Consider the following 22,017-nt stretch of genomic DNA (forward strand, 5'->3'; position numbering starts at 1 on the left):
CGCAAAAATCAGGAATGGGCGAAGATGTCCGTATCGTCCCATCCCTTAAGGTCGAGTTCCGCCCGAACAGGCAAAAAGTCGAAACACGCCCTGGCGATTTGTTCCCGCCCTTCCCGGGCGAGCATGAATTCCAGTTTTTCCTTCAGCCCGTGCAGATACAGCACGTCAGAGGCCGCATATGCGAGCTGCGCATCTGACAAGGTTTCCGCCGCCCAGTCCGAACTTTGCTGCTGCTTGGACAATTCCACGCCGAGCAGTTCGCGTGAGATATCCTTCAATCCGTGCCGGTCGGTATAGGTGCGCACCAGTTTCGATGCGATCTTCGTGCACCAGACCGGCGACACTTCAATGTTCAAATAGTGCCGCAATACGGCAACATCAAATCGGGCGAAGTGAAAAATCTTCGGTTTTGACAGATCGCTCATCAGCGCCGCCAGATTCGGCGCTTCTTTCTGGCCGCGGGCGATCTGCACCACATCGGCCGTACCATCGCCCGGGGAAAGCTGCACGACACACAGACGGTCACGGAGCGGATTGAGACCAAGGGTCTCGGAATCGACGGCCACCGCGCTTGCCGTTTCATAGGTTTTCAGGTCGGGAAGGTCGCCCTTGTGGTAGCGGATGGTCATGTTGCGTCGTCTCCTGTTTCCCGTTCACGCCCAGCGCTGGAATGACGAAGAATTTGATGGTCTGGTAGAACATGGCACCGAGTGTGGCAAGCAAATTGCCGTGGCGTCCGGGGAGGATTTCCGCCATAACCCTACTTTTTGATACGGAACTCCTGATGGCATGCCTTGCATGTGCCCGCGAGTTCGCCGAACGCGTCCGCCAGAGCCAGGCTGTCCGCCCCTTGTTCGGCCATTGTTTTCAGGGCGAGCGCCGAGGATTTCAGATCGCCGGCATAGTCCCTGAATGCCGTCCAGTTGCTCCAGATGGCCGGGCTGGCTTCACTTTGCGGCTGAAGACTGCCTTCGGGAAACAATTCTGTAAGTTCTTCGCCGGCATGACCGGCGATCGCGTCGCCGGCGACAATTGCCACCTCCGGATCGTAGGGGCCGCTTTTGAGTATCCGGCCGAGGGACTTCATGCTGTCACCGATTTCCAACATGGCATCCATCCGCTCCTTGACGAGGCCGGTCGCGCCACTGTGGGCGAAGGCCGCCCCCGCACCTGCCAGAGCCAAAACCATGAATATTCCCACCAGTTTCAACCGCATGCCGCTGCCCCCCTCAATTGATTCCGTTGGCGCGCTGAAGCGCGCGCACATAAGCTACAATTCTTTCCACATCCCGTTCGCTCACGTTTTCGACAGGGGGCATGTCGCCGAACGGCCAGTGGTGCGCACGTACACCCCTGGCGGCCGCCAGATGGAAGGCCCCGTCGCCGTGATGTCCGGGCTCGTAAATCCTGTGCACCAGCGGCGGACCGAAACCGTCGCGGCCGGCGGCATTGTCGCCGTGACACCCCGCACAGTTTTGCCCAAATAGCACCTCTCCCTCACGCGTTTTGGCATTCAGCGCAGGTACCGTGACTGCGACGAGAGCTGCGCCCCCTGCCGGAGCCCGGTCGGTCCGCCCCGACACCAACCCCTTCGTCAAGACGCCAAGCACGATCAGGGAAAGCACCACCGAGATCAGTAAAAACAGCCGCCGCATCAGTGCCGCCCTCTTCCGTGACCGCGCTCGCGCCCAGACAGATCGTCCATGATCGGGCACTCCGGCCGCTCGTCACCGTGACACGCCTCCACCATCTCCAGAAGAATCCGCTTGAGTGAGTTCAGTTCGGCGATCTTGTGTTCGACTTGCCGGATCTTCTGGCGTGCGATGGCTTTGACATCGGCGCTTGCGCGGTTCGTGTCCTCATAGAGCGACAGCAGATCGCGACACTCTTCAATCGAAAACCCCAGGCTGCGGGATCGCTGCAGGAATTTGAGGCGCTCCAGGTCCGTCTGCGAAAAATCACGGTATCCGTTTTCGCTGCGCGGAGGACGCACGAGGCCGATCTCCTCATAATAGCGGATCGTCTTGACCGGAAGCCCGCTCTGCCGGGATGCAGCACCTATATTCATTGTGAGACCTGCCAATTCACGCGCGAAATACTCCGTACCCAGGGTACGGTTTTCTAAAATTTCAACCTGCGCAGACGCAGCGCATTGCTGATCACCGAGACCGAAGACAGGCTCATGGCGGCGGCGGCCAGCATGGGCGACAGCAATATGCCGAAGACCGGATAGAGGATCCCCGCGGCAATCGGCACCCCGACCGCATTGTAGATGAAGGCGAAGAAGAGGTTCTGGCGGATATTGCGCACCGTCGCGCGGGCCAGCTTGCGGGCGCGCACGATGCCCTCCAGATCTCCCTTCAGCAGGGTCATGCCGGCACTTTCAACAGCAACATCCGCGCCGGTGCCCATGGCAAGGCCGACATCGGCTGCCGCCAGTGCCGGGGCGTCGTTGACACCGTCCCCGGCCATGGCGACTGTCGCACCGGCCGCCTTCAGATCCTGGATGAGCTTCTGCTTGCCTTCAGGCAGAACACCCGCGCGCACCTCGTCGATGCCGAGAGCTCCCGCGACAGCCTGTGCTGTGCGCGGTGCGTCCCCGGTTGCCATGACTATCCTGATGCCATCGCGATGCAACGCGCCGATCGCAGCCCTTGCATTGGACTTGATCGGGTCGGCGACGGCGATCAATCCCTGAAGGGCGCTTTGCCCACACGATACCTTCACCAGATACATGACCGTCTTGCCGAGCTCGGCCAGTTCTTCGCCGCGGCTTTGAATTGCGGAAATGTCAGCCCCGCTTTCCACCGCGAAGACGGCATTGCCGAACAGCACCTCGTCGGCGCCGACACGTGCCCTGACACCCTTGCCGGTCACCGCTTCGAAACCGCTGGCCTGCGCCAACTGGAGGGATCTTTTGTCCACTTCGGCAAGAATGGCCTCCGCAAGCGGATGTTCGGATCCCTTTTCAAGCGCGCCGGCCAGCCTGAGGAGATCCTCCTCCGATACACCGGAAACCGTCACGAGATCGCTGACCTCTGGCTTTCCTTCCGTCAGGGTCCCGGTCTTGTCGACGACAATCGTATCGACCGAGGCTAGCCGCTCCAGGCTCTCGGCGGTTTTCACCAGAACACCGGCCTGCGCGCCGCGTCCCGTCGCTGTCATGATCGACACCGGCGTCGCCAGCCCCAAAGCGCAAGGACAGGCAATGATCAGCACGGAGACGGCGGCAACGATCGCATGCACCAGGGGCGGGCTGGGGCCAACCAGCAGCCAGACGATGAACGCCAGCACCGCGACGGAGACCACCGTGGGGACGAAATATCCCGCAACCCTGTCCGCAAGGCTCTGGATCGGCGCGCGCGAACGCTGTGCGGAGGAGACCATGTCGACGATCTTCGCAAGCATAGTGTCCGCGCCGACAAGTTCGGCCTGCATAACGAAGGAGCCGGTCTTGTTCAGCGTGCCTCCGGTAACCTTGTCCCCAATGGATTTCTGCACCGGAACCGGTTCACCCGTCACCAGGCTTTCGTCGATCGAGGACGCGCCTTCCAGGACCACGCCGTCGACAGGTAGAGCCTCGCCGGGACGAACCCGGAGCTTGTCGCCTTGCAGGATGTTTTCCAGGGGCGCGTCATATTCGTCACCGTCCGGGGTGATGCGGCGGGCTGTTTTCGGCGCCAGGTCCAGGAGCGCGCGGATCGCGTCGCCCGTCCGCTCACGGGCGTTCAGTTCCAGAACCTGACCGACGAAGACGAGTGCGACAATCACCGCCGCGGCCTCGAAATAGACCGGCATGTGACCGCTTGCGCCCTTCAGCGCGTCCGGGAACAGAAACGGCAGGAAGGTGGCCGCCATGGAATAGAGATAGGCCGCGCCGACGCCGATCATGATCAGTGTCCACATGTTCAGGTGGCGGGTGACCAGGGACGTCCAGCCCCGCTTGAAAAACGGCAGGGCTGCCCAGAGAACCACGGGTGTCGCCAGAAGCGCCTCCAGGTAGATCGAGACGCCTTCGCCGATCCAGGTGCGCACCGGAAGGCCGACCATCGGCCCCATGGTCAGGATCAGCAGCGGTACGGAGGCCAGCACGCTGACCTTGAGGCGGCGGGTGAAGTCGATCAGTTCATGATTGGGCTCGTCGGAAACGCCGCTTGCCGGTTCCAGCGCCATGCCGCAGATCGGACAGGTGCCGGGCCCTTCCTGGACAATTTCCGGGTCCATCGGGCAGGTGAAGATCGCGCCCTGCACGGATGCTTCGGCGTCCATCGCCTTCTTGCGGGCCTTGTTTCCGGACACATAAAAATAGGGATCGTTCCCGAACTTGTCATGGCAGCCTGAACTGCAGAAATGATAGTCCTGCCCCCTGTAGTTCAGGGTCGGCTTGCCCGTACCGGGCGTGACGGACATGCCGCAGACCGGATCAATCGCCTTTTCGGCTGCCGGTATCCTGGTGGACCTGACTGCTGCTTCCTGCATTTCGAACTCTCACCCCGGGGCACTGCCCCTCACTTATCCCGATCTCAACAAACAAGACCCTGTCTTGACCGTGACATGAGCGCGCTCCAAAGCGTTGCGCGTCTTGGCCGATGCCCGGCATCGCCCTGCGACACGCTCCTCGCGGAACGCTCTCATGTAGTGGTCAAGACAGGGTCTTGTTTGTTGAAATTGATATTAGAGTTTCCAGTTACTGGAAGGTCAAGGCAAAAGAATGCCGGTACCCGACAGCCTTCTATTGCGCCGTGAATGCCGCAATTTTCCGCCCGACCTTGTGCAGATATCTTTCCCGGCTCTCCCGGGTGGAGCTGTCCATCTTGTAGTGCGCAAGGTACAGCGTCTTGCAGCCGGGCCGGCACAATATCCCGATACCGCGCAGGATCGTCTTGCGGCCCGGTTCGCCTATCAGCTTCGAGAGCCACCAGCTTGCACCGCAGGTGGTGACGACCGCGATGCGCTTGATATGCTGCATTTTCGGCCGTGCGCCGTGGGTCGCCGTCGGCATCTGGAAGGTCTCATGCGGCACCCAGACCCGCTCCAGCCAACCTTTCAGCATCGCCGGCAGGCCGAACCACCAGGTCGGATAGACGAAGACAGTCGCCTCGCACCACATGATGTCCGCAAGGTCCTCGGCGACAGGCTCGGTATTGGCCTGCAGTGTATGATAGCCGCGCCGTTCCTCCGCGCTCATGACCGGATCGAAACCCTTGGCATAAAGATCCGACAGGCGGACCTCATGCCCCTGGTCCTTCAGGGTCTCCACCACTTTCTTGCAAAGAGCGGCATTGAAACTTTCCTTGCAGGGATGGCTGAAAACCACGAGAACGCGCATGGGACTGGCCTTTGCGACACGGTGTTTGTTACGCCCGCCGGAGATCGGCGGCATGAATTGTCAGGCCTGCTGCAGGCCGGGAAACAGAAAGACCTGATCGCCGGAAAAATCGTAATCCGGGTTTTCCCAGGCGATCATCTTGCCCGGATTGAGCAGCCCCTTGGGGTCCGCCTGCTTCTTGAAGGCGAGCTGCACGGCGTCGGTGCGTTTCATGCCGCCCTCCTCCAGTGTGTAGCGGTGCGGATTGAAGATCGGACAGCCGTTGTCCTCATGCAGGCGAATGATCTCGTTGAGCCGCGCTTCGCTGCTATAGCGGACGATGGGCAGACCGAAACAGGTGATGTTGCCGTCGAAGCGGACGTATTCCAGATGCCCCGGCACCTCGTTGCCGAACATCTCGTGCATCTTGCGCACGCGCTCTATCTGATCGGGGAAGGGATACAGCACCTGCAGGTAGGTGATGGTCGGATCGACCCTGAGGCCACGCAGCGTGGTATGGTTCCACGCCAGTTCATAAGCCGGCGGCAGGCGGGTTCTGTCTTCCTCGCTCGCCCGGTCCGAGCGGTAGAGCACTTCGGCTTTTGTCTGCCGGGCGACAAACGCCTCGAAGGCGGGCATCGCGAAAGGCGCGACCATGAGCACGGCGACAGACTGGTCCCGGCGGATGAATTTCCTGTGGCGCAGAAAATAGTCATAAGGCACCGGCGCGGCGATCGGGGCGATGTTCTTCACCAGCAGACCATCGAGATTTGCCAGTTCGTCGGAAAAGACGGCCGCGTCCATGAAATCATCGAAGCCGACCAGCACGTCGACCCAGTCATAGGCGGCCGTCAGCGGCATCTCGACTTCGGTGATCACGCCATTGGTGCCATAGGCATGCATGACCTTCTGCAGATCGTCGCCGGTCATTTCCAGGACTTGCGGCTCAGCCTCCATCGTGATGACCCGCAGCCGCAGCACGTTGCCGAGATCGCGCAGTCCGCCCCAGTTTATCGACCCGACGCCGCCGGACCCGCCTGCAATGAACCCGCCGACGGTCGCCGTCCGGTAGGTGGACGGGTGCATGCGCAGTTCCTGGTTCGAATGGGCGCGCGTCGCCGCATCGATATCGGCCAGAATGGCCCCTGCCTCGGCGACAACGGATCCGGGACGGATGTCCTTTACCGCCGTCATCTCCGCCAGATTCAGCACGACGCCGCGTGACAGGGGCATCGCCTGGCCGTAGTTGCCGGTTCCCGCACCGCGCGTCGTCACCGCCACACCGGCGGCATAACAGGCCTTCAGGACGCGGATGACTTCGGCCTCGGATTTCGGTGTCACGACCAGATCCGCGGTGACGTCCTCAAGCTGCTGCTTGAGCACCGGAGAATACCAGAAGAAATCGCGGCTCTTCTGCCGGACGATCTGCGGGTTGTCCTCGATCTGCAGTCCTTCGAGATCGGCTTTCAGGGTGGCGATGGCGCTCATGGTCAGGCTTGCCTTTCCAGCATCAGGTGATCGAGCTCGCGGTAGTCAGGCAGTTTGCTGTCGATGCTGTAGCCACCGCGAATGACTTCGCGCGGCCCCGCCGGGCGGGAAAGCAGCTCGTTCCAGGTGCGAGCCCGGAAAAGAATCAGATCGGCGGGCGCTCCGGGGCGCAGCCGTCCGTGCGGCACATTCATGATGTCCGCCGGGGTCGACGAAACGCTGCTGATCCAGTCGGCTATCGGGTGATCCAGATGGAGGATGCGGGTCGCCTGGGCATAGACCTCGACAAGGTCCAGATCGCCATAGGCATAGAACGGGTCACGGGTGTTGTCGGAGGCGACGGATACCGGAATGCCGCGCGCGCGCATTTCGTGCAGCAGCGTGACGCCCCGCCTGCGTGGCGTCCGCCCTGCCTGCCGGTCCTGCAGGTACATGTTGCACATGGGCAGCGAAACGATGGCGACCCCGGCCTCGGCGAGGAGATCCAGCGTTTTTTCCGCCTCGGCTTCCTCATGAACTGACAGCGAACAACAATGTCCGCAGACGATCTTACCCTCGAAACCAAGCCGGATGGCGGTTTCGGCGATATGGCGCAGGGTCACGGCGGCGGGGTTGAGGGTTTCATCGACGTGAAAATCCAGATCCAGTCCGCGTTCCATCGCCGCGCGGAAGACCGCTTCCAGATGCATGTCGATATTGGGCACCATGTACGTCACCGCGCCCATGACACCGCCGGCGGCGGCGACCCGGTCGGCAATACAGGAGAGGTATATCCGGCCATCTTCCAACAGACGGTCGATGCCGAAGAGACAGACACCCTGCAGGTCGATCCGGTCTGCCCATTCGGCACGGATCTCCGAAAAAAGAGGCCAGGTAACCGAATCCTGTGGCGGCAGGCTGTCGAGATGCGTGCGAATTGCCGAAGTGCCATGCGCATAGGCGGACTTGAGCGCGAATTCCATGCGGGCACGCAGGTCCACGGCGGACCAGTTGGCGGTCCTGTCTGCGCCCACGGCCTCAAGAGCACCCTGGAAACTGCCGTCCGGATTGGCCTTGCGCGGCCAGATATGGCCCTTGTCGAGATGAGTGTGCAAGTCGACTAGGGTCGGCAGGACCAGGCCGCCGTCGAGATCGAACGTGCCGTGCAGTCCGCTCGGGGTACCGGCGGGCAGGATGCGCACCAGCTTTCCCTGCGAGATTTCCAGATCGGCGGCGATCAGGTTGTCCGGGTTCTCGTCGTCATTGCCGGCAATCAGGCAGGCCGGAACGGTCGCGTTTTTGAGATAGCCGGATCCGTGAAGCCCGGCATTGAGGATGTGTCCCATTCAGACTTCCCGCTTCAGGGCGCTCTCATGCCACTTTCTCAGGAGCAGATGCGACAGAAGGTTCATGGTGAGGAATATCAGGATGCCGGTCACGGAAATCATCAGCAGGGCGGCGAACATGCGTGGCATGTTGAGCCGGTAGCTGGCTTCCAGAATCTGATTGGCGAGCCCGGAGCCGGAGCCGGCCGAGCCTGCCACGAACTCCGCTACGATGGCACCGATGAGCGACAGGCCGCCGGCGATCTTCAGCCCGCCGAGAAAATACGGCATGGCGGCCGGGAGGCGCAGATAGCGCAGCGTCTGCCAGCGGCTGGCGCCGTAGAGCTGGAAGAGATTGCGCAGATTGTGATCCGCGGAATTGAGACCCAGAACCGTGTTGGAGAGGATTGGGAAAAACGCCACGATCCAGGCACAGATCAGCAGGCTGGCCGTGAGCGAATCCACATAGATCAGGATCAGCGGCGCGATGGCGATGATCGGCGTGACCTGAAGGATGACCGCGAAGGGAAAGAAGGAGATCTCGATCCATTTCGACTGGGTGAACAGCACCGCCAGGCCAAGGCCGCCCGCCGTCGCTATGAAAAGCGCACCGAAGGTGATCTTGAGCGTGTTGAGAAGGGCAACCCACAGGATCGGCCAGTCGATGAGCAGCGTCTCGAACACCAGCCCGGGCCTGGGCAGGATATAATGGGGAATTTCGTTCCAGATGCAGATCCGGTCCCACAACCAGACCGACAGCACCAGAATGGCGAGCGGGACGACCCAGCGGCCGATGGATTCGATGCGGGCGGCGCGGGCGCGCTTCAGCTCTTCCTCATCGAGCGGGGCGGCATCAATCGGAGCGGCATAGGAAGTCTTGGCCGGATCGGCCTTGTCTGACAGCGCGACGGTCATGGGGTCTGCCTTTTTAGGGATACGGCGCGGGCGGTGTGCATCACATGTCGTCTCCCGCATCCATGGCCGCGTGCAGGGCCTGGGAGACGTCGCGGCAGAAGCCGCTGTAGACGGCGGAGGTGCGGAAGCTCTCGTCACGCGGATAGGGCGCGTCGATTGCCATGTCATTGACCACGCGTCCGGGCCGCGCCGCCATGACGACGATACGGTCGGACAGATAGACGGATTCGAACACCGAATGGGTGACGAAGACGACCGTCCAGCCGAAGGTCTCCCAAAGGTGCAGCAGATCGTTGTTGAGCTTGAACCTGGTGATTTCGTCGAGCGCCGCGAAAGGCTCGTCCATCAGCAGCAGTTTCGGTTTGGTCACCAGCGCCCGGGCGATGGAGACACGCATCTTCATGCCGCCGGACAGTTCGCGCGGGTAGCTCTTGGCGAATTCCGCCAGACTGACCATTTCCAGCGCCTCCATGACGCTGTCATGGGCCTGCCGTTGAGAAATGCCCTTCAGGCGCAGCGGCAGCCAGACATTGGCGAACACCGTCGCCCAGGGCATCAGCGTCGGCTCCTGGAAGACGAAGGAGAGTTCATGCTCCGTGGCGCCCGCCGTTTCCTGGGGCCATTCCACCCGGCCCGAGGTCGGGCCGGTGAGGCCGGTGACGATCCTGAGCGCCGTCGACTTGCCGCATCCCGACGGTCCGAGCAGGGAGACGAACTCCCCCTGCCGGATATCGAGCGACATGTTGTTGAGCGCCACCGTGCCGTTGGAGAAGGTCTTGGAGATGCCCTTCAGGGACACGATCGCCGGGTTCGGATCAGTCTGCATGCTGGTATGTGCCATGGCCGTCATTGTTTTGTTTTCGTTTCCGGGGAGTGATTTTCCGGGTTTCAAAGCCCGGCCATGGTTGCATGTTTTCCGTCCGCCGCGAACCGGCGCCGGTCTGGTTTGAATGCCCGCGTTGCGGTTATTCGCCGGTGAGTTTTTTCTTCAGATCGACGCCGACACCTGCATTCACGAAGTCCAGCGTATAGGACTTGGTGTAATCGACATCCGGCTTCACGACACCGGCCTTGACCATCTTGTCGAAGAAGGACTTCTGGCGCTCGTCGGTCATGGCGCCGATGCCCATGGTCAGCGCGTCGCCGCTGTCGACAATGCCGTATTCCTTAAGCTTTTCGATGGAAAAGGCCAGTTGGCCGTCGGACATGCCCGGGTTGTCCTTCTTGATCATCTCCAGCGCCTTGGAGTTGTCGCCGTAAAGGAAGTTGACCCAGCCGATGGCCGAGCCGTCGACGAAGCACTTGACGACTTCCGGCTTGGTTTCAATCAGGTCGGCACGCGTTTCAACGGTGGTGGAATAGGTGTCGTAGCCGTAGTCGGCGATCAGGAAGATGTTCGGCGTGAAGCCGCCTTCCGTCTCGATGGCGAAGGGCTCGGACGTCACATAGCCCTGCTGGGCGATCTGCTTGTCGGCCAGGAACGGCGCGGAGTTATAGGTATAGGGGCGCACCTGCTCGTCGGTGAAACCGAACTCGGCCTTCATCCACTGGTAGAAGGAGTTCAGCCCGCCCTTGCCGAGCAGCAGCTTGATGCCCTTGAGGCTGTCCCAGGTGTCCAGACCCTCGCCCGGATGGGTCATCAGGATCTGCGGTTCTTTCTGAAAATGCCCTGCGACGACGACGGTCGGGATGCCCTGCTCGACGGCCGAAAAGGCCTGCAGCATGTTGCCGCCCATGAGGAAGTCGATCTTGCCGGCCGGCAGCAGGATGCGGTTGTTGGCCTGCGGTCCGCCAGGCTTGATTTCCACCTCGAGGCCACAAGCCTCATAGGTGCCGTCCGCAAGAGCCTGATAATATCCGCCATGCTCGGCCTGGGCGACCCAGTTCGTGCCGAAGCTGACCTTTTCCAGTGCCTGCGCACTCGTGGAGGCCACAAGCGCAAGCGCCGCAATTCCGATTTTCCGAGAAACTGTCATGTATCCGCCTTCCCCTATCTTTTCGTACACCGCGCAGGTCAATCCGCCCGCAACGGGCCGAATGCTCTGCCGCTGTGCCTTGATAAGGCCCTGTGAGCGGAACAGGCAACAAAGCAGGCCCGGTATTACCCTTCAGCCCGCAAGAAATTTTACCAGCGTCGCGAGACGCCGGAAGCAGGTGAACAATTGCACAGGACGGGAAACGTGTCAGCATAAAAAATAGACGTGCTTGAAATTTTAGCAAACGCATTAAAAATACGCAGCAGGGGAAATTGCCCAACCGGCAAGCGCACTATAGGTTTAGCGATCCTTCACGACGGGAATATGAAAATTGACACGCGCCCACACGCCTGACGGCATCCGCCCGCCCTTCGCCCGCTACAGCCATGCCATCGAGGTTCCGCCCGACCACCGGCTTCTGTTTGCCTCCGGCCAGCTCGGCATCGCGGCGGACGACACGGTCCCCGCTGACGCGGAAGGTCAGACGCGGCTGTGTTTCGACAATATCTCCGCCATCCTGGACGAGGCGGGCATGACGCTGGCCGACGTGGTGCGCATCAACGCCTATGTGAGCGACCGCGCCCATCTTCCCGGTTACATGGTGGTGCGCGACAGTTATTTTTCCGACCCGCCGCCGGCCTCCACCCTGATGATCGTCTCCGGCTTCGCGCGCGAAGAATTCGTCGTCGAGGTGGAAGTCATCGCCGCCGCGCCATAACGCCAGGCAATCCCTAACGCCTGACAGCACCTGCCCGAAGCAGGCCAGGCCGAGCCTGGCCGAACCGAATTACCCGAAGGACCACCCGATGCTGCCGACACCCTATTGGCATGAAATGACGACGACCGATTTTCACGCGCCCGGCGTGGAAAGCTGGATCGCGGTGCTGCCGGTCGCGGCGATCGAGCAGCACGGCCCGCACTTGCCGGTCTTCACCGACACCGCCATCGCGGAAGGCCAGATCCGCCGCGTCGTGGAGCTGCTGCCGGAAGATCTTCCGGCAACTTTCCTGCCGGTGCAGGCGGTGGGCAAATCCAACGAGCACATCTCCTCGCCCGGCACACTGACATTGACCTGGGAGACGGCCATAAAAGCCTGGCTGGAGATCGCCGAAAGCGTTCAGCGCGCCGGCATCCGCAAGCTGGTGATCGTCAACTCCCACGGCGGCAACGTGCCGCTGATCGACATCGTGACGCGCGAATTGCGCGTGCGCCATTCCATGCTGGCAACCGGTACCGCCTGGGCCCGCTTCGGCCAGCCCGAGGGGGTGTTCTCGCCGGAGGAACTTACCTTCGGCATCCATGGCGGCGACGTCGAAACCTCCATCATGCTGCATCTTCACCCGGAGCTGGTGCGCATGGAGCGCGCCGAGGACTTCCGCTCCAACCAGCACGCCCTGGTGGAAGACTTCACCCACCTGCGCGCCCACGGCCAGCATCAGTTCGGCTGGAAAGCCCAGGACCTCAACCTCGCCGGCGCCATCGGCAACGCCTCGCTGGCCACCGCCGACAAGGGCCGCCAGTCCCTCGACCACGCCGCGCACGGCTTCATCGAGCTGCTGAAGGATGTGGACAGGTTCGACATGGGAAGATTGTGGGCGGAAGGGTGAGGCTGGCGGGGGGGCTTCTGGAAGCTGATACCCCGCTGACATCCCCTCTTTTCACGAGTTCTCGCGCTCCCGGCCAGCCGGAAACAGCAACGCCTCGTCGCTTGCTCCCTGTCTTCCCCCTTGAGGGCGGGGCTGTCGCAAATGAGCGGAATGTCGCCTCAGACATTGCTGTCACCCCGGGCGAGCGGAGCGAGACCCGGGGCCCACTCATATCCAGAGAGCAGGTGGATTGTAGAAACTCGAAAGGGGAAAATTCAACTGTTTCAACAAGCTGCACCGCGAGCAGGCCCCGGATCTGCGCTTCGCTTGTCCGGAGAGACACCCGAAGAGAAGCTCCCCCACAAGCCATATGGACTGGCGTATCCGTTCATTTGCGATAGCTCTGCCCCTTGGAGACATAGGGAGGGCACCAGCTCCGCGAATTCGGCAAAAATGACCGTGCCGAGAGTCCGATACCCCCCCTCTGTCCGCTTCACGGACATCTCCCCCTCGAGGGGGGAGAGGGCAGCTGCCGCGCCGTCTGAGCAAATCTCGAGCGCCTGTCCTGGCGGACAGCAAATTCACCCATCGCGCGCCTTGAACACCGGAAAGCCCTCATACCACGCGCCATGATCGCCCGCGTGGTTGTCGAACCCCGGTTTCGTCAGCAGGCCGGCCGGGGCGGCGTAGCTGTCGATACGGCGCTCGGGGTCCTCGCGCCAGTTGACGTTCACCGCCCAGAGCTTCGGGAAGAACCAGAGCGAATTATACGGCAGGTGATCGTGGATCCACCACGCCAGCCGCCGCCAGTCGCCTTCCTCGCTGTGACGGTCCCAGACCCAGGGCACGACAATGCAGGCTGTCGCCCCCAGACGCCCCTCGCCGTCGCAGTAATCCCAGATGTGATGGGCATAATTAGCCTCGTTGCGGGCGCAGTTGAGATCGTTCTCGTTGCCGAAGGCATTGACCTCCGGCGAGCGGTAGGCGGAGCGGATGGCGACATGCCCGAAGGCGGCCCGCAGCGGCTCCAGCAGCTCCTCACACAGCTTCGTGCCCGCCTCGATGGCAACATCGGGATGATGCGGAATGTTGGGGATGCCATAAAAATTGGAAATTTCCGAATAGAGAAAATCCCGCATGAAGAAATTCTCCGACAGCCGCACCCGGCCGAGATTCTCCAGGGATTTCATCGATTGGGGCTGGCGCATGGGGGCTCCTTTTAAAAAGATCCTGAAACATCAATTCCGGTGCCGGCTCCGCGAAAAGGGCTTTCCAACCGGCCCTCAGTCCGCCGACCCAATATGGGCCTCACCGAAGTCATTCCGGCGAAGCCCAGCGCGAGCCGGGATCGGAGAGCCACAAGCCGCAGCCCTTGAAAATTGCCAATCGAAAGATCGCGGCCCACCGATCCCGGATCTTCGCTGCGCTGCGTCCGGGACGACGCACTGGAGGTTTTGCAACAAATTGAGGACCGGTAATAACAGTCCTCTCCCCTCCCCCGGTCCTGCCATGACCCGACCATGGCATCCATGCCGTTTCGGGTCAAAAAACTCTGGCCTGTCCTGGGGCAACGGCACGGCATGGATCACCGGGTCAAGCCCGGTGATGACCCGGGAGGGAGGCAAGTGACTGAGTCTCGAGCTGAAACAAACGCTTCAAGCGGAAAACAACGCTTTTGGAAGAATTCGAGATCGTCGAATCGCCGCCATCGAGAACAAAAAAAGCCCCGGCGAACCGGAGCTTTTTTTGAGTGTTTCAGACGTTGGTAGACTGTCCGAAACGGGAATTTGGTGCCCAGGAGAGGACTCGAACCTCCACGCCCTTTCGAGCACTAGCACCTGAAGCTAGCGCGTCTACCAATTCCGCCACCTGGGCTGTGAGGGGGGCTTGTAAGGGGGAGGTTACGGGTTGTCAATCATGGAATGCTACTTTTTGCCTTCATTCTTGCCAAGCTCCTCCCCGGCTCTTCACACACCGGCTGCAAAGGGCTAAGAGACTGGGGGAGAGCCGGGCAAACGCCCGGGGCAAGACAGTTCTTTTTCGGCGCGACAGAAGGCATTTCAGGATGTCCACTTCCCTTAACGGCAAACTCGTCACGGTTTTCGGCGGCTCGGGCTTTCTCGGCCGCCATATCGTCCAGGCACTGGCCAAGCGCGGCTACCGGGTGCGGGTGGCCGTGCGGCGGCCGGATCTGGCGACGCACCTGCAGCCGCTCGGCATGCCGGGGCAGATCATGGCGGTGCAGGCGAACCTGCGCTACCGCTGGTCCATCGACCGGGCGGTGATCGGCGCGGACGCCGTCGTCAACGCGGTCGGCATTCTGGCGCCTTCCGGCAAACAGTCCTTCGATGCTGTGCAGGCCTTCGGCCCGCGCGCCATCGCCGAGGCGGCCCGCGCGGCCGGTCTTGACGGCATCACGCATATTTCCGCCATCGGTGCGGATGCGGAAAGTTCCTCCGCCTATGCACGTTCCAAGGCCGTGGGCGAGGCAGGCGTGCTTGAAACGCTGCCCGGCAGCGTCATCCTGCGCCCGTCGATCGTCTTCGGCCCGGAAGACGACTTCTTCAACAAGTTTGCCGGCATGGCGCGCTTTTCGCCTGTTCTGCCGCTGCTCGGTGGCGGCGAGACGAAGTTCCAGCCGGTCTATGTGTGCGACGTGGCCGAAGCGACCGCGCGCGCCGTCGACGGCGATCTGACCGCCGGCGCGGTCTATGAGCTCGGCGGGCCGGAGATCAAGAGCTTCCGCGAGTGCCTGGAAGAAACGCTCGAGGTCACCCGCCGCACACGCACATTGCTGCCGATCCCCTTCCCGGTCGCCTCGGGAATGGGCAAGGTCTTTCAGCTGTTCCCGATGGCGCCGTTCACCGCCGACCAGGTGGAGCTGTTGAGAACCGACAATGTCGTCTCCGAAACGGCAAAGGCGGACGGCCGTACCCTGGACGGCCTCGGCATCGACACGGCCACACTGGCCGCCGTGCTGCCGACCTATCTGGAACGCTACCGCGAACACGGCCAGTACGACGCCCACCGCCCGGCCTGAAGCCGAGGCGCATTGCCCTTCCAGCCAGGCCTGTTGCCGTCCCGGACCTGATCCGGGACCTTGGCAGCGCTGCGTGTGAGGCCGGGGTTTGAGACCCGGGCCGGATACCGCTGCGCGGTGTCCCCCCATCCCTGACCCTTCCCCACAAGGGGGAAGGGGATCAGGCCGCGGCGCCTGGTTTGTGCTGCGGGAAAAATCAGGGGTGGCAATTCGGCTGGTTTTGGGATGGGATGAATTCGGTTCTTTTGCCAAGGAGTGCCGATGTCGTTTCCCGCGAAATTCACTCTGCTGTTTGTGGTGTTCGTCGATCTGCTGGGCCAGGGACTGGTGTTTCCGATCCTCAACGGGCTGATCATGGACACCGGGTCGCCGATGCTGGCGCGCGATACGTCGGAGGCGGCGCGGCATTTCGACTACGGGCTGGTCATCGGCGTGTTCTTCCTGTGCTGGTTCTTCGGCGCGCCCTATGTCTCCAAGCTTTCCGACGTCATCGGCCGCAGGAACGCCATCCTGATCTGCCTTTTCGGCGCACTCGGCGGCTATGCGCTGACCATTGCCGCGCTCTACCTGAACAGCTTCGCGCTGCTTATCCTGGGGCGGGCTATCACCGGACTGACCGCCGGCAACCAGCCTATCGCCCAGGCGGCGATGATCGACGGCAGCAGCGATGACGAGGACCGCAACCGCAACATGGGCTACATCATCACCGGCGTCAGCTTCGGGCTCGTCGGCGGCCCGATCATCGGCGGTTTTCTCTCCGACCCGGCTTTCGTCGGCAGTATCGCCAGCGTGAAACTGCCGTTCTACGCCTGTCTAGCGCTCGTGGCGGTGGCCATCGTGCTGGTGCTGACCGCTTTCCGGGACGAGCGCGACCGGGAGGCCGACCGTCCACCCTTCGTTTTTCGTCCGGTGGAGATTTTCGAGCTGCTGTGGCAGATCAGGCAATATCCCAAGGTGATGCGACTGACGGCGGTGTTCGTCCTGTTTCACCTCGCCAACATGTCGTTCTACATCTTCGTCGACAATTATCTCAGCAGCCGCTTCGGCTATGGCACGCTGGGGGGCTCGATGGTGATGTTCACCATCGGTGTGGCGCTGGCCGTTTCCAGCACCTTCCTGGTGGTTCCGGCGCAAAAGCGCTTCAGCAAGGAGGCCATTCTGACGGTGACCTTTCTGGTATGGGCCGTCTCCGCCGCCGCCTTCCTGGCATCGCCCGTGGCGATCCTCACCTTCATTCCGGTCTTCTGCTTCTATTTCATCTTCGGCATCGCCTACCCGACCTTTCTCGGGCTTTATGCGGCCTCCGTCAGCGACGACCGGCAAGGCTGGGTGATGGGCGTGACCATCGCCGTCTTCACACTGGATGCGGGCGTGGTTTCGCTGCTCGGCGGGGAACTGATCGGCCTGGATCTGAACTTGCCCTTCTACGGGGTCATCGCGATCTCGATCATGGCGCTTGCGGTGATGTTCCTGGCCTGGAACATGCCGGAGATCAAGGCGCTGACGCGCCGGTCCGGCGGATGAACCTATTAGAGCATCGGACGTTTAACAACCGCCCCAAAGATGCTCTAACGCTAAGGAAGCGAACAGCTTTTGGGCGACAAGCCGTTTCCGGCCTAACGCCCGCTGATCCAGCCGCCGGCAAGCGCTTCAGTTGTTCCAGTAGTCGGCGCCGAGCCGGTCCTGATGCAATTCTCGGTAGCCGAACTGGGTACGGGCCAGACCAATGTCCTTCAGTTCGTCCGCACTCAGATGAGACAGGGCCCTGGCAGTTGCCCTGCGGCGGAAATACTTGCGCAGTTCAGCGGCCAATATACCAAGGGCAGACAACAGAAGACTGGATACCAGAAAGTTGCGGCTGCGCGCGCGGCGGTGGAATACAGTTTCGATCTCAACGCTCATCTCATTTCTCCCGGAGCATTCCGGCATGGGCCGGAGGCTCTTGCATTTTCAATTCGATCACCCCGTCCGCTTTCAGAATGGACCTTAAAAAGCGGGGCAACACAGCCCCGATTGCCGGGGACAAGGGAAGAATGACAGGCCAATCCTGACAGCAGGGAGTCATGTTTGATCTCGTTATGTTCACGGGATATGCTTTTTTTCGAGATTCTTTCCCGTGAGACCGTCCGATGAACCCGATTGAACGCGCGCTTGGCATCCTGCTGCTTCTGACCGGCGGCAAACTCATCCCGGCGACGGTGCTGGCAGAGCGCTTCCAGGTGTCGCTCAGAACGATCTACCGCGATATCGACCGGCTGATCGCCCTCGGCGTGCCGGTCGATGCGGAACGGGGCGCGGAAGGCGGCTACCGGCTGGCCAGCGGCTACCTGCAGCCGCCCGTTGCCCTGACCCGCAACGAGACCGCGGCGCTTCTGGCGGCCATGGCGATGGTGCGCGCCAGCCGGATGGTGCCGCTGGCGGCGGACCTGGCCTCGGCGGAGCAGAAGCTGCTCGCCTCTCTGCCGAAAAGCGTCCACGGGCTGTTCAAGGACGCCGAACGGATCGTCGGCATCGAGCCGATCCCGCCGGATATCTTCCATTCCGGCACCAAGGCGGAGCCGAGCGGGGACTGGCAGAAGGCGCTGGACGGTTTCATGACCGGCATTCTGGAGGGCAAGCGCGTGCGCTTCGAGCATGTGAACCCCGCCCGCAAGACCGTGAAGGACCATGACGTCGAACCGCGCGGCATCATGTTCGACCGCGATCACTGGTATCTTGCCGGGCGCTGCGTGGACACGGACGTGGTCAAGGTCTACCGGGCCGACCGGGTGCGCAACCTTGCCGTCAGCGGGCTTTTCTTCCGGCCCGACAAGGAGTTCTCCATCCAGAGCCTGCTCGGCGGGACGTGGCTCTCACGCGCGATGCGCCGCTGGGAACAGGAAGAGGAGATCGCCAAGATCCTGATCACCTCGCGCCAGGCACAGAAGCTCGGCGCCGACTGGTATTACCGCCATGCGGTGTTCACTCCAGCGGAGGACGGCAGGGTGCTGATCAGCATCCCTTCAACGGAACCGGCGCGCATTCTGCCGCTGGTCCGCTGGCTCGGCCCGGGCGCCGAGATCGTCGCGCCGGACGGCCTGCGGCGGGAACTGGCGCGGGAGCTTGCCGATCTGGTGGCGCTTTATGACACCGGGCCGCCACTCGACCTTTCAGCCTGAGGCCAATGTATCAGATCCGATCGGTGCCCGGTTTTCCGGACAGGTGCAGCGAACGCTGCACGCCGATCCGGAAACCGGCGTATCAGCGTGAGCAAAGCTCTCTTTGTTCAAGAATGCCGCGCCTTTGGCGCGAAATATGTCTGGATCCCGGATCGGCGTTCGACTGGCGTCTCACTGGTCCGGGATGACGGCGCGGGGGAAAGCGCGCCGCGATCCAAAGCGCTCAACCCAGAAAATACAGCCCGGCGAAACCGGCGAGGCCGACGAAGATCCGCCACCAGGCAAACGGGGCAAAGCCGTGCCTGGAGACAAAGTCCAGCAGGCCCTTGACCACGAACACGGCGGCAACGAAGGATGCGATGAAGCCGATGGCGATGATCATCGCATCGTCCATCGAAAGCACGTTGCGGTTCTTGTAAAGGTCATAGGCGAAGGCTCCGGCCATAGTCGGCATGGCCAGAAAGAACGAGAACTCCGCCGCCGAGCGCTTGTCGGTTCCCATCAGGAGAGCCCCGGCGATGGTCGCACCGGAGCGGGAAACCCCCGGCACCATGGCGAGACACTGGAAAAAGCCGATGGCCAGACACAGCGACAGCGGATAATCCATGACGTTGGTATAGCGCGGTTTCAGGGGCAGCCGGTCGATCCACAGAAGAATGACACCGCCGATCAGCAGCGTGGAACAGATCAGCGCCGGGCTCTCGAACAGGACTTCCTTGATGAAGCTGTGCAGCATCACGCCAATCACGGCCGCGGGCAGAAAGGCGATCAGGATACCGGCCACGAAGCGGCGGCTGGTCGGATCGCTCGGCAAGGTCACGAGCAGGTTCCAGAGCCGGGAGAAATAAACCGACAGGATCGCCAGAATGGCGCCGAGCTGGATCAGCACCTCGAAGGTTTTGCCTGTGCTTTCAAAGCCTAGGAAATGCCCCAGCAGCAGGATATGGCCGGTGGAAGACACCGGAATGAATTCGGTCAGCCCTTCGACAATCCCCAGAATAAGAGCGTGTACAATTGTCTGACCATCCATTGCCTGTCATCTCTCCACACGGCTAGAAGAAATCCGCGACGCGAATCCGGATGCCGACTATTTGACGATGCAATCGCGGGTCGTCAAACCCTTGATAACCATATCTGAGTCAAACTCACCGATAATACGATGTTCTCATCCGGCGAATAACGCAGCGTCGTGCGGTTCTGCAAGCGAGCGGACCCCGCCGTTTCAGTCTCATTTATGAGTCCGCACCCTAGTCTCGCCACAGTTCAGGCTCTAAACCGCTCAATGCTCACGCTTTACCATCATCCGTTCTCGCCGTCGTCCCGGTTCGTGCGCCTCATTCTGAGTGAATACGGGGCCGCGTTCGAGGAGCACCACGTCAACCCCTGGGAACGGACGGAGCAGCTTCTCATGCTGAACGCGGCCGGAACGGTTCCGGTGCTGGTGGAGAACGAAGGTCCGGCGATCTGCGGTCCGGGCCCGATCATGGAATATCTCGACGAGACGCGCGGCTATGCGGTCGCCGACAAACGCCTGATGCCCGATCATCCGGAGGCCAGGGCCGAAACACGGCGGCTGGTGGAATGGAGCCTCACCAAATTCGATCAGGAAGTGGTCGGCCATCTGGTGCGCGAGCGCATCTACAAGCAGATCATGCCGAAGTCCGTTGGGGGTGGCGAACCGGATTCCGCCGCGCTCAGGGTCGCCAGGGCCAACATCCACCACCATCTGAAATATTTCGCCTATCTTGTCGCCGCCCGCCGCTGGCTGGCCGGAGACCGGCTGTCCTTCGCCGATTTCGCCCTCGCCGCCTGCCTTTCCTGCGCCGATTATCTGGGGGAAGTCTCCTGGAGTGACGAGGAAGACATCAGAAGCTGGTACGCCCGGGTGAAATCGCGCCCCAGCATGCGGCCGCTGCTCGGTGAGAAGGTGCTGGGCATGCCGCCCGCGCAAACCTACGCGGATCTGGATTTTTAGGCTGTCGGGACCTAGGGTCCGTACCTTGGGGTCGGCGTCCCTGTCATGACCCGGAACACGCAGTAGCCAGACGTGGAACTCAAGACCAGAAAACTGCTGACCGCATTTGCCGAGAAGGCATCCGGCCTCGGCTTCGACGATGTCAAGGTCGCGCCCGCCGACGGCATCCCGGGCGCGGGGGAGCGTCTGCGCCACTTTCTCGACAAGGGGTATCACGGAACCATGGGCTGGATGGCCGAAACAGCGGACCGCCGCTCCGCGCCGGTCGCCCTGTGGCCGGAGGTGAAGTCGGTCCTCATGCTGGCCATGAACTACGGCCCGGACGGCGCGCCTGAAAACCATCCGCTTGCCCATCTGCAGGACTGGAGCAGCGGCGGCATATCGGTCTATGCGCGGCACCGCGACTATCACGATGTCATCAAGGGACGTTTGAAGGAGCTCGCGAGTTTTCTGGTGTCGCGCGCCGGCGGCGATGTGAAGGTTTTCGTCGACACCGCCCCGGTGATGGAAAAACCGCTCGGACAGGCCGCCGGACTCGGCTGGCAGGGCAAGCACACCAACCTGGTGTCGCGGGACCTCGGATCATGGTTCTTTCTCGGCTCGATCTTTACAACGCTGGAGCTGCCGCCGAGCGGTGCGGAAGAAGACCATTGCGGCTCCTGCCGGGCATGCCTCGACAGTTGTCCGACCGACGCCTTTCCCGCCCCCTATCAACTGGATGCACGGCGCTGCATCTCCTATCTCACCATCGAGCATCCGGGCGCGGTTCCGGCCGAATTCCGTGAGGCGATCGGCAACAGGATCTACGGCTGCGACGACTGCCTTGCCGCCTGCCCGTGGAACAAATTTGCCGCCGCCGCGCGCGAGGCAAAGCTGATTGCCCGGGAGGATCTGAAAAACCCGAAGCTGGCGGATCTGCTGTCCCTGGACGATGCTGCCTTCCGCACGCTCTTTTCCGGTTCGCCGGTCAAGCGCATCGGGCGTGGCCGGTTTCTGCGCAACGTTCTGATCGCCGCCGGCAATTCCGGACAACCCGCCCTGCTGGACAAGGTCCGGCCGCTCCTGAAAGACACCGATCCGGTTGTCAGGGGCGCTGCGGTCTGGGCGTTCCGCCGGCTGGCGCCCGAAGACGCCGTCCTGGCCATCAGCCCCGCGGAAATCGCGACGGAGGCCGACGAGGCTGTCCGCAGTGAGTGGCTCGCGCCGCCCCCGCCTTGAGCAACAACAGAAGCCGCCGCCACAAATTCGCTGCTGCTCGACGCCGTCA

Annotated in this window: 21 protein-coding genes and 1 tRNA gene; 7 read left to right on the top strand and 15 right to left on the bottom strand. The window is 62.0% G+C overall.

Going from position 1 to position 22,017, the window contains the following annotated elements:
* Positions 1-8 precede the first annotated feature (8 nt).
* From OA90_RS11265 to OA90_RS11315, 11 genes are all read right to left on the bottom strand, one after another.
* Positions 9-629, bottom strand: coding sequence for a ribonuclease D (locus OA90_RS11265; protein ID WP_068410952.1), 621 nt, complete (start codon positions 627-629; stop codon positions 9-11).
* Between the two features lie 131 nt (positions 630-760).
* Entirely contained in the window at positions 761-1,189 is a 429-nt protein-coding gene (locus OA90_RS11270) for a cytochrome c (RefSeq protein ID WP_068410955.1), read from the bottom strand.
* Between the two features lie 40 nt (positions 1,190-1,229).
* Complete coding sequence (locus tag OA90_RS11275) at positions 1,230-1,655, bottom strand: cytochrome c (protein ID WP_068410957.1); 426 nt, start codon at positions 1,653-1,655, stop codon at positions 1,230-1,232.
* Entirely contained in the window at positions 1,655-2,068 is a 414-nt protein-coding gene (cueR, locus tag OA90_RS11280) for a Cu(I)-responsive transcriptional regulator (protein WP_068410960.1), read from the bottom strand. The genes OA90_RS11275 and cueR overlap by 1 nt, the downstream gene beginning before the upstream one ends.
* A 53-nt stretch (positions 2,069-2,121) precedes the next feature.
* The gene (locus OA90_RS11285; RefSeq protein WP_068410963.1) at positions 2,122-4,479 is read right to left on the bottom strand and encodes a heavy metal translocating P-type ATPase; all 2,358 of its coding nucleotides are present in this window, start codon (positions 4,477-4,479) and stop codon (positions 2,122-2,124) included.
* Between the two features lie 253 nt (positions 4,480-4,732).
* Entirely contained in the window at positions 4,733-5,329 is a 597-nt protein-coding gene (locus tag OA90_RS11290) for an NAD(P)H-dependent oxidoreductase (protein ID WP_068411532.1), read from the bottom strand.
* 60 nt (positions 5,330-5,389) lie between these two features.
* Positions 5,390-6,796 (bottom strand): FAD-binding oxidoreductase, encoded by a 1,407-nt coding sequence (locus tag OA90_RS11295; protein ID WP_068410966.1) that lies wholly within the window; start codon positions 6,794-6,796, stop codon positions 5,390-5,392.
* 2 nt (positions 6,797-6,798) lie between these two features.
* Positions 6,799-8,121, bottom strand: a complete 1,323-nt coding sequence (locus tag OA90_RS11300) for a cytosine deaminase (RefSeq protein ID WP_068410970.1) — start codon at positions 8,119-8,121, stop codon at positions 6,799-6,801.
* Positions 8,122-9,015: an ABC transporter permease gene (locus OA90_RS11305; protein ID WP_082836988.1), complete on the bottom strand. Its 894-nt coding sequence runs from the start codon at positions 9,013-9,015 to the stop codon at positions 8,122-8,124.
* 40 nt (positions 9,016-9,055) lie between these two features.
* Positions 9,056-9,865, bottom strand: coding sequence for an ABC transporter ATP-binding protein (locus tag OA90_RS11310; RefSeq protein ID WP_068410973.1), 810 nt, complete (start codon positions 9,863-9,865; stop codon positions 9,056-9,058).
* Between the two features lie 115 nt (positions 9,866-9,980).
* On the bottom strand, positions 9,981-10,991 hold the full coding sequence (locus OA90_RS11315) for an ABC transporter substrate-binding protein (RefSeq protein WP_068410976.1): 1,011 nt from the start codon (positions 10,989-10,991) through the stop codon (positions 9,981-9,983).
* A gap of 331 nt (positions 10,992-11,322) precedes the next feature.
* On the opposite strand from OA90_RS11315, the gene OA90_RS11320 reads away from it, so the two are divergent.
* Positions 11,323-11,709, top strand: a complete 387-nt coding sequence (locus OA90_RS11320; RefSeq protein ID WP_068410979.1) for a RidA family protein — start codon at positions 11,323-11,325, stop codon at positions 11,707-11,709.
* Between the two features lie 88 nt (positions 11,710-11,797).
* Positions 11,798-12,598: a creatininase family protein gene (locus tag OA90_RS11325; protein ID WP_068410982.1), complete on the top strand. Its 801-nt coding sequence runs from the start codon at positions 11,798-11,800 to the stop codon at positions 12,596-12,598.
* A 560-nt stretch (positions 12,599-13,158) separates the two neighbouring features.
* Here the strand turns inward: OA90_RS11325 and OA90_RS11330 are convergent.
* Both OA90_RS11330 and OA90_RS11335 read right to left on the bottom strand, forming a co-directional pair.
* Positions 13,159-13,785 carry a hypothetical protein gene (locus OA90_RS11330; protein ID WP_068410985.1) on the bottom strand — a complete coding sequence of 209 codons (627 nt, stop codon included), beginning with the start codon at positions 13,783-13,785 and terminating at the stop codon, positions 13,159-13,161.
* Positions 13,786-14,365: 580 nt separating this feature from the next.
* A tRNA-Leu gene (locus tag OA90_RS11335) sits at positions 14,366-14,452 on the bottom strand.
* Between the two features lie 190 nt (positions 14,453-14,642).
* Between OA90_RS11335 and OA90_RS11340 the strand changes: the two genes are divergently transcribed.
* Positions 14,643-15,617: a complex I NDUFA9 subunit family protein gene (locus OA90_RS11340; RefSeq protein ID WP_068410989.1), complete on the top strand. Its 975-nt coding sequence runs from the start codon at positions 14,643-14,645 to the stop codon at positions 15,615-15,617.
* A 261-nt stretch (positions 15,618-15,878) separates the two neighbouring features.
* On the top strand, positions 15,879-17,141 hold the full coding sequence (locus tag OA90_RS11345) for an MFS transporter (protein WP_068410992.1): 1,263 nt from the start codon (positions 15,879-15,881) through the stop codon (positions 17,139-17,141).
* A 126-nt stretch (positions 17,142-17,267) separates the two neighbouring features.
* Here OA90_RS11345 and OA90_RS11350 read toward each other — a convergent pair whose 3' ends face one another.
* The gene (locus OA90_RS11350; protein ID WP_068410995.1) at positions 17,268-17,519 is read right to left on the bottom strand and encodes a DUF1127 domain-containing protein; all 252 of its coding nucleotides are present in this window, start codon (positions 17,517-17,519) and stop codon (positions 17,268-17,270) included.
* A 227-nt stretch (positions 17,520-17,746) separates the two neighbouring features.
* On the opposite strand from OA90_RS11350, the gene OA90_RS11355 reads away from it, so the two are divergent.
* Positions 17,747-18,775, top strand: coding sequence for a WYL domain-containing protein (locus tag OA90_RS11355; RefSeq protein WP_068410998.1), 1,029 nt, complete (start codon positions 17,747-17,749; stop codon positions 18,773-18,775).
* A gap of 223 nt (positions 18,776-18,998) precedes the next feature.
* On the opposite strand, the gene OA90_RS11360 is transcribed toward OA90_RS11355, so the two are convergent.
* Complete coding sequence (locus OA90_RS11360; RefSeq protein WP_068411002.1) at positions 18,999-19,805, bottom strand: undecaprenyl-diphosphate phosphatase; 807 nt, start codon at positions 19,803-19,805, stop codon at positions 18,999-19,001.
* Between the two features lie 252 nt (positions 19,806-20,057).
* On the opposite strand from OA90_RS11360, the gene OA90_RS11365 reads away from it, so the two are divergent.
* Positions 20,058-20,750 carry a glutathione S-transferase family protein gene (locus OA90_RS11365; RefSeq protein WP_068411005.1) on the top strand — a complete coding sequence of 231 codons (693 nt, stop codon included), beginning with the start codon at positions 20,058-20,060 and terminating at the stop codon, positions 20,748-20,750.
* Between the two features lie 72 nt (positions 20,751-20,822).
* Positions 20,823-21,968 carry a tRNA epoxyqueuosine(34) reductase QueG gene (gene queG, locus OA90_RS11370; RefSeq protein WP_068411008.1) on the top strand — a complete coding sequence of 382 codons (1,146 nt, stop codon included), beginning with the start codon at positions 20,823-20,825 and terminating at the stop codon, positions 21,966-21,968.
* Positions 21,969-22,017 lie beyond the last annotated feature (49 nt).

The sequence above is a fragment of the Labrenzia sp. OB1 genome, from assembly GCF_001624695.1.
Lineage (GTDB): Bacteria > Pseudomonadota > Alphaproteobacteria > Rhizobiales > Stappiaceae > Roseibium.

Excerpts from the sequence above, each read along its gene's own strand:
- OA90_RS11270 (WP_068410955.1), bottom strand. The coding sequence starts at position 1,189 with ATGGTTTTGGCTCTGGCAGGTGCGGGGGCGGCCTTCGCCCACAGTGGC.
- OA90_RS11325 (WP_068410982.1), top strand. The coding sequence starts at position 11,798 with ATGCTGCCGACACCCTATTGGCATGAAATGACGACGACCGATTTTCAC.
- OA90_RS11365 (WP_068411005.1), top strand. The coding sequence starts at position 20,058 with ATGCTCACGCTTTACCATCATCCGTTCTCGCCGTCGTCCCGGTTCGTG.
- OA90_RS11350 (WP_068410995.1), bottom strand. The coding sequence starts at position 17,519 with ATGAGCGTTGAGATCGAAACTGTATTCCACCGCCGCGCGCGCAGCCGC.
- OA90_RS11345 (WP_068410992.1), top strand. The coding sequence starts at position 15,879 with ATGTCGTTTCCCGCGAAATTCACTCTGCTGTTTGTGGTGTTCGTCGAT.
- OA90_RS11300 (WP_068410970.1), bottom strand. The coding sequence starts at position 8,121 with ATGGGACACATCCTCAATGCCGGGCTTCACGGATCCGGCTATCTCAAA.
- OA90_RS11310 (WP_068410973.1), bottom strand. The coding sequence starts at position 9,865 with ATGACGGCCATGGCACATACCAGCATGCAGACTGATCCGAACCCGGCG.
- OA90_RS11360 (WP_068411002.1), bottom strand. The coding sequence starts at position 19,805 with ATGGATGGTCAGACAATTGTACACGCTCTTATTCTGGGGATTGTCGAA.
- cueR (WP_068410960.1), bottom strand. The coding sequence starts at position 2,068 with ATGAATATAGGTGCTGCATCCCGGCAGAGCGGGCTTCCGGTCAAGACG.
- OA90_RS11315 (WP_068410976.1), bottom strand. The coding sequence starts at position 10,991 with ATGACAGTTTCTCGGAAAATCGGAATTGCGGCGCTTGCGCTTGTGGCC.
- OA90_RS11305 (WP_082836988.1), bottom strand. The coding sequence starts at position 9,015 with ATGACCGTCGCGCTGTCAGACAAGGCCGATCCGGCCAAGACTTCCTAT.
- OA90_RS11285 (WP_068410963.1), bottom strand. The coding sequence starts at position 4,479 with ATGCAGGAAGCAGCAGTCAGGTCCACCAGGATACCGGCAGCCGAAAAG.
- OA90_RS11295 (WP_068410966.1), bottom strand. The coding sequence starts at position 6,796 with ATGAGCGCCATCGCCACCCTGAAAGCCGATCTCGAAGGACTGCAGATC.
- OA90_RS11275 (WP_068410957.1), bottom strand. The coding sequence starts at position 1,655 with ATGCGGCGGCTGTTTTTACTGATCTCGGTGGTGCTTTCCCTGATCGTG.
- OA90_RS11330 (WP_068410985.1), bottom strand. The coding sequence starts at position 13,785 with ATGCGCCAGCCCCAATCGATGAAATCCCTGGAGAATCTCGGCCGGGTG.
- OA90_RS11290 (WP_068411532.1), bottom strand. The coding sequence starts at position 5,329 with ATGCGCGTTCTCGTGGTTTTCAGCCATCCCTGCAAGGAAAGTTTCAAT.
- OA90_RS11355 (WP_068410998.1), top strand. The coding sequence starts at position 17,747 with ATGAACCCGATTGAACGCGCGCTTGGCATCCTGCTGCTTCTGACCGGC.
- OA90_RS11265 (WP_068410952.1), bottom strand. The coding sequence starts at position 629 with ATGACCATCCGCTACCACAAGGGCGACCTTCCCGACCTGAAAACCTAT.
- OA90_RS11340 (WP_068410989.1), top strand. The coding sequence starts at position 14,643 with ATGTCCACTTCCCTTAACGGCAAACTCGTCACGGTTTTCGGCGGCTCG.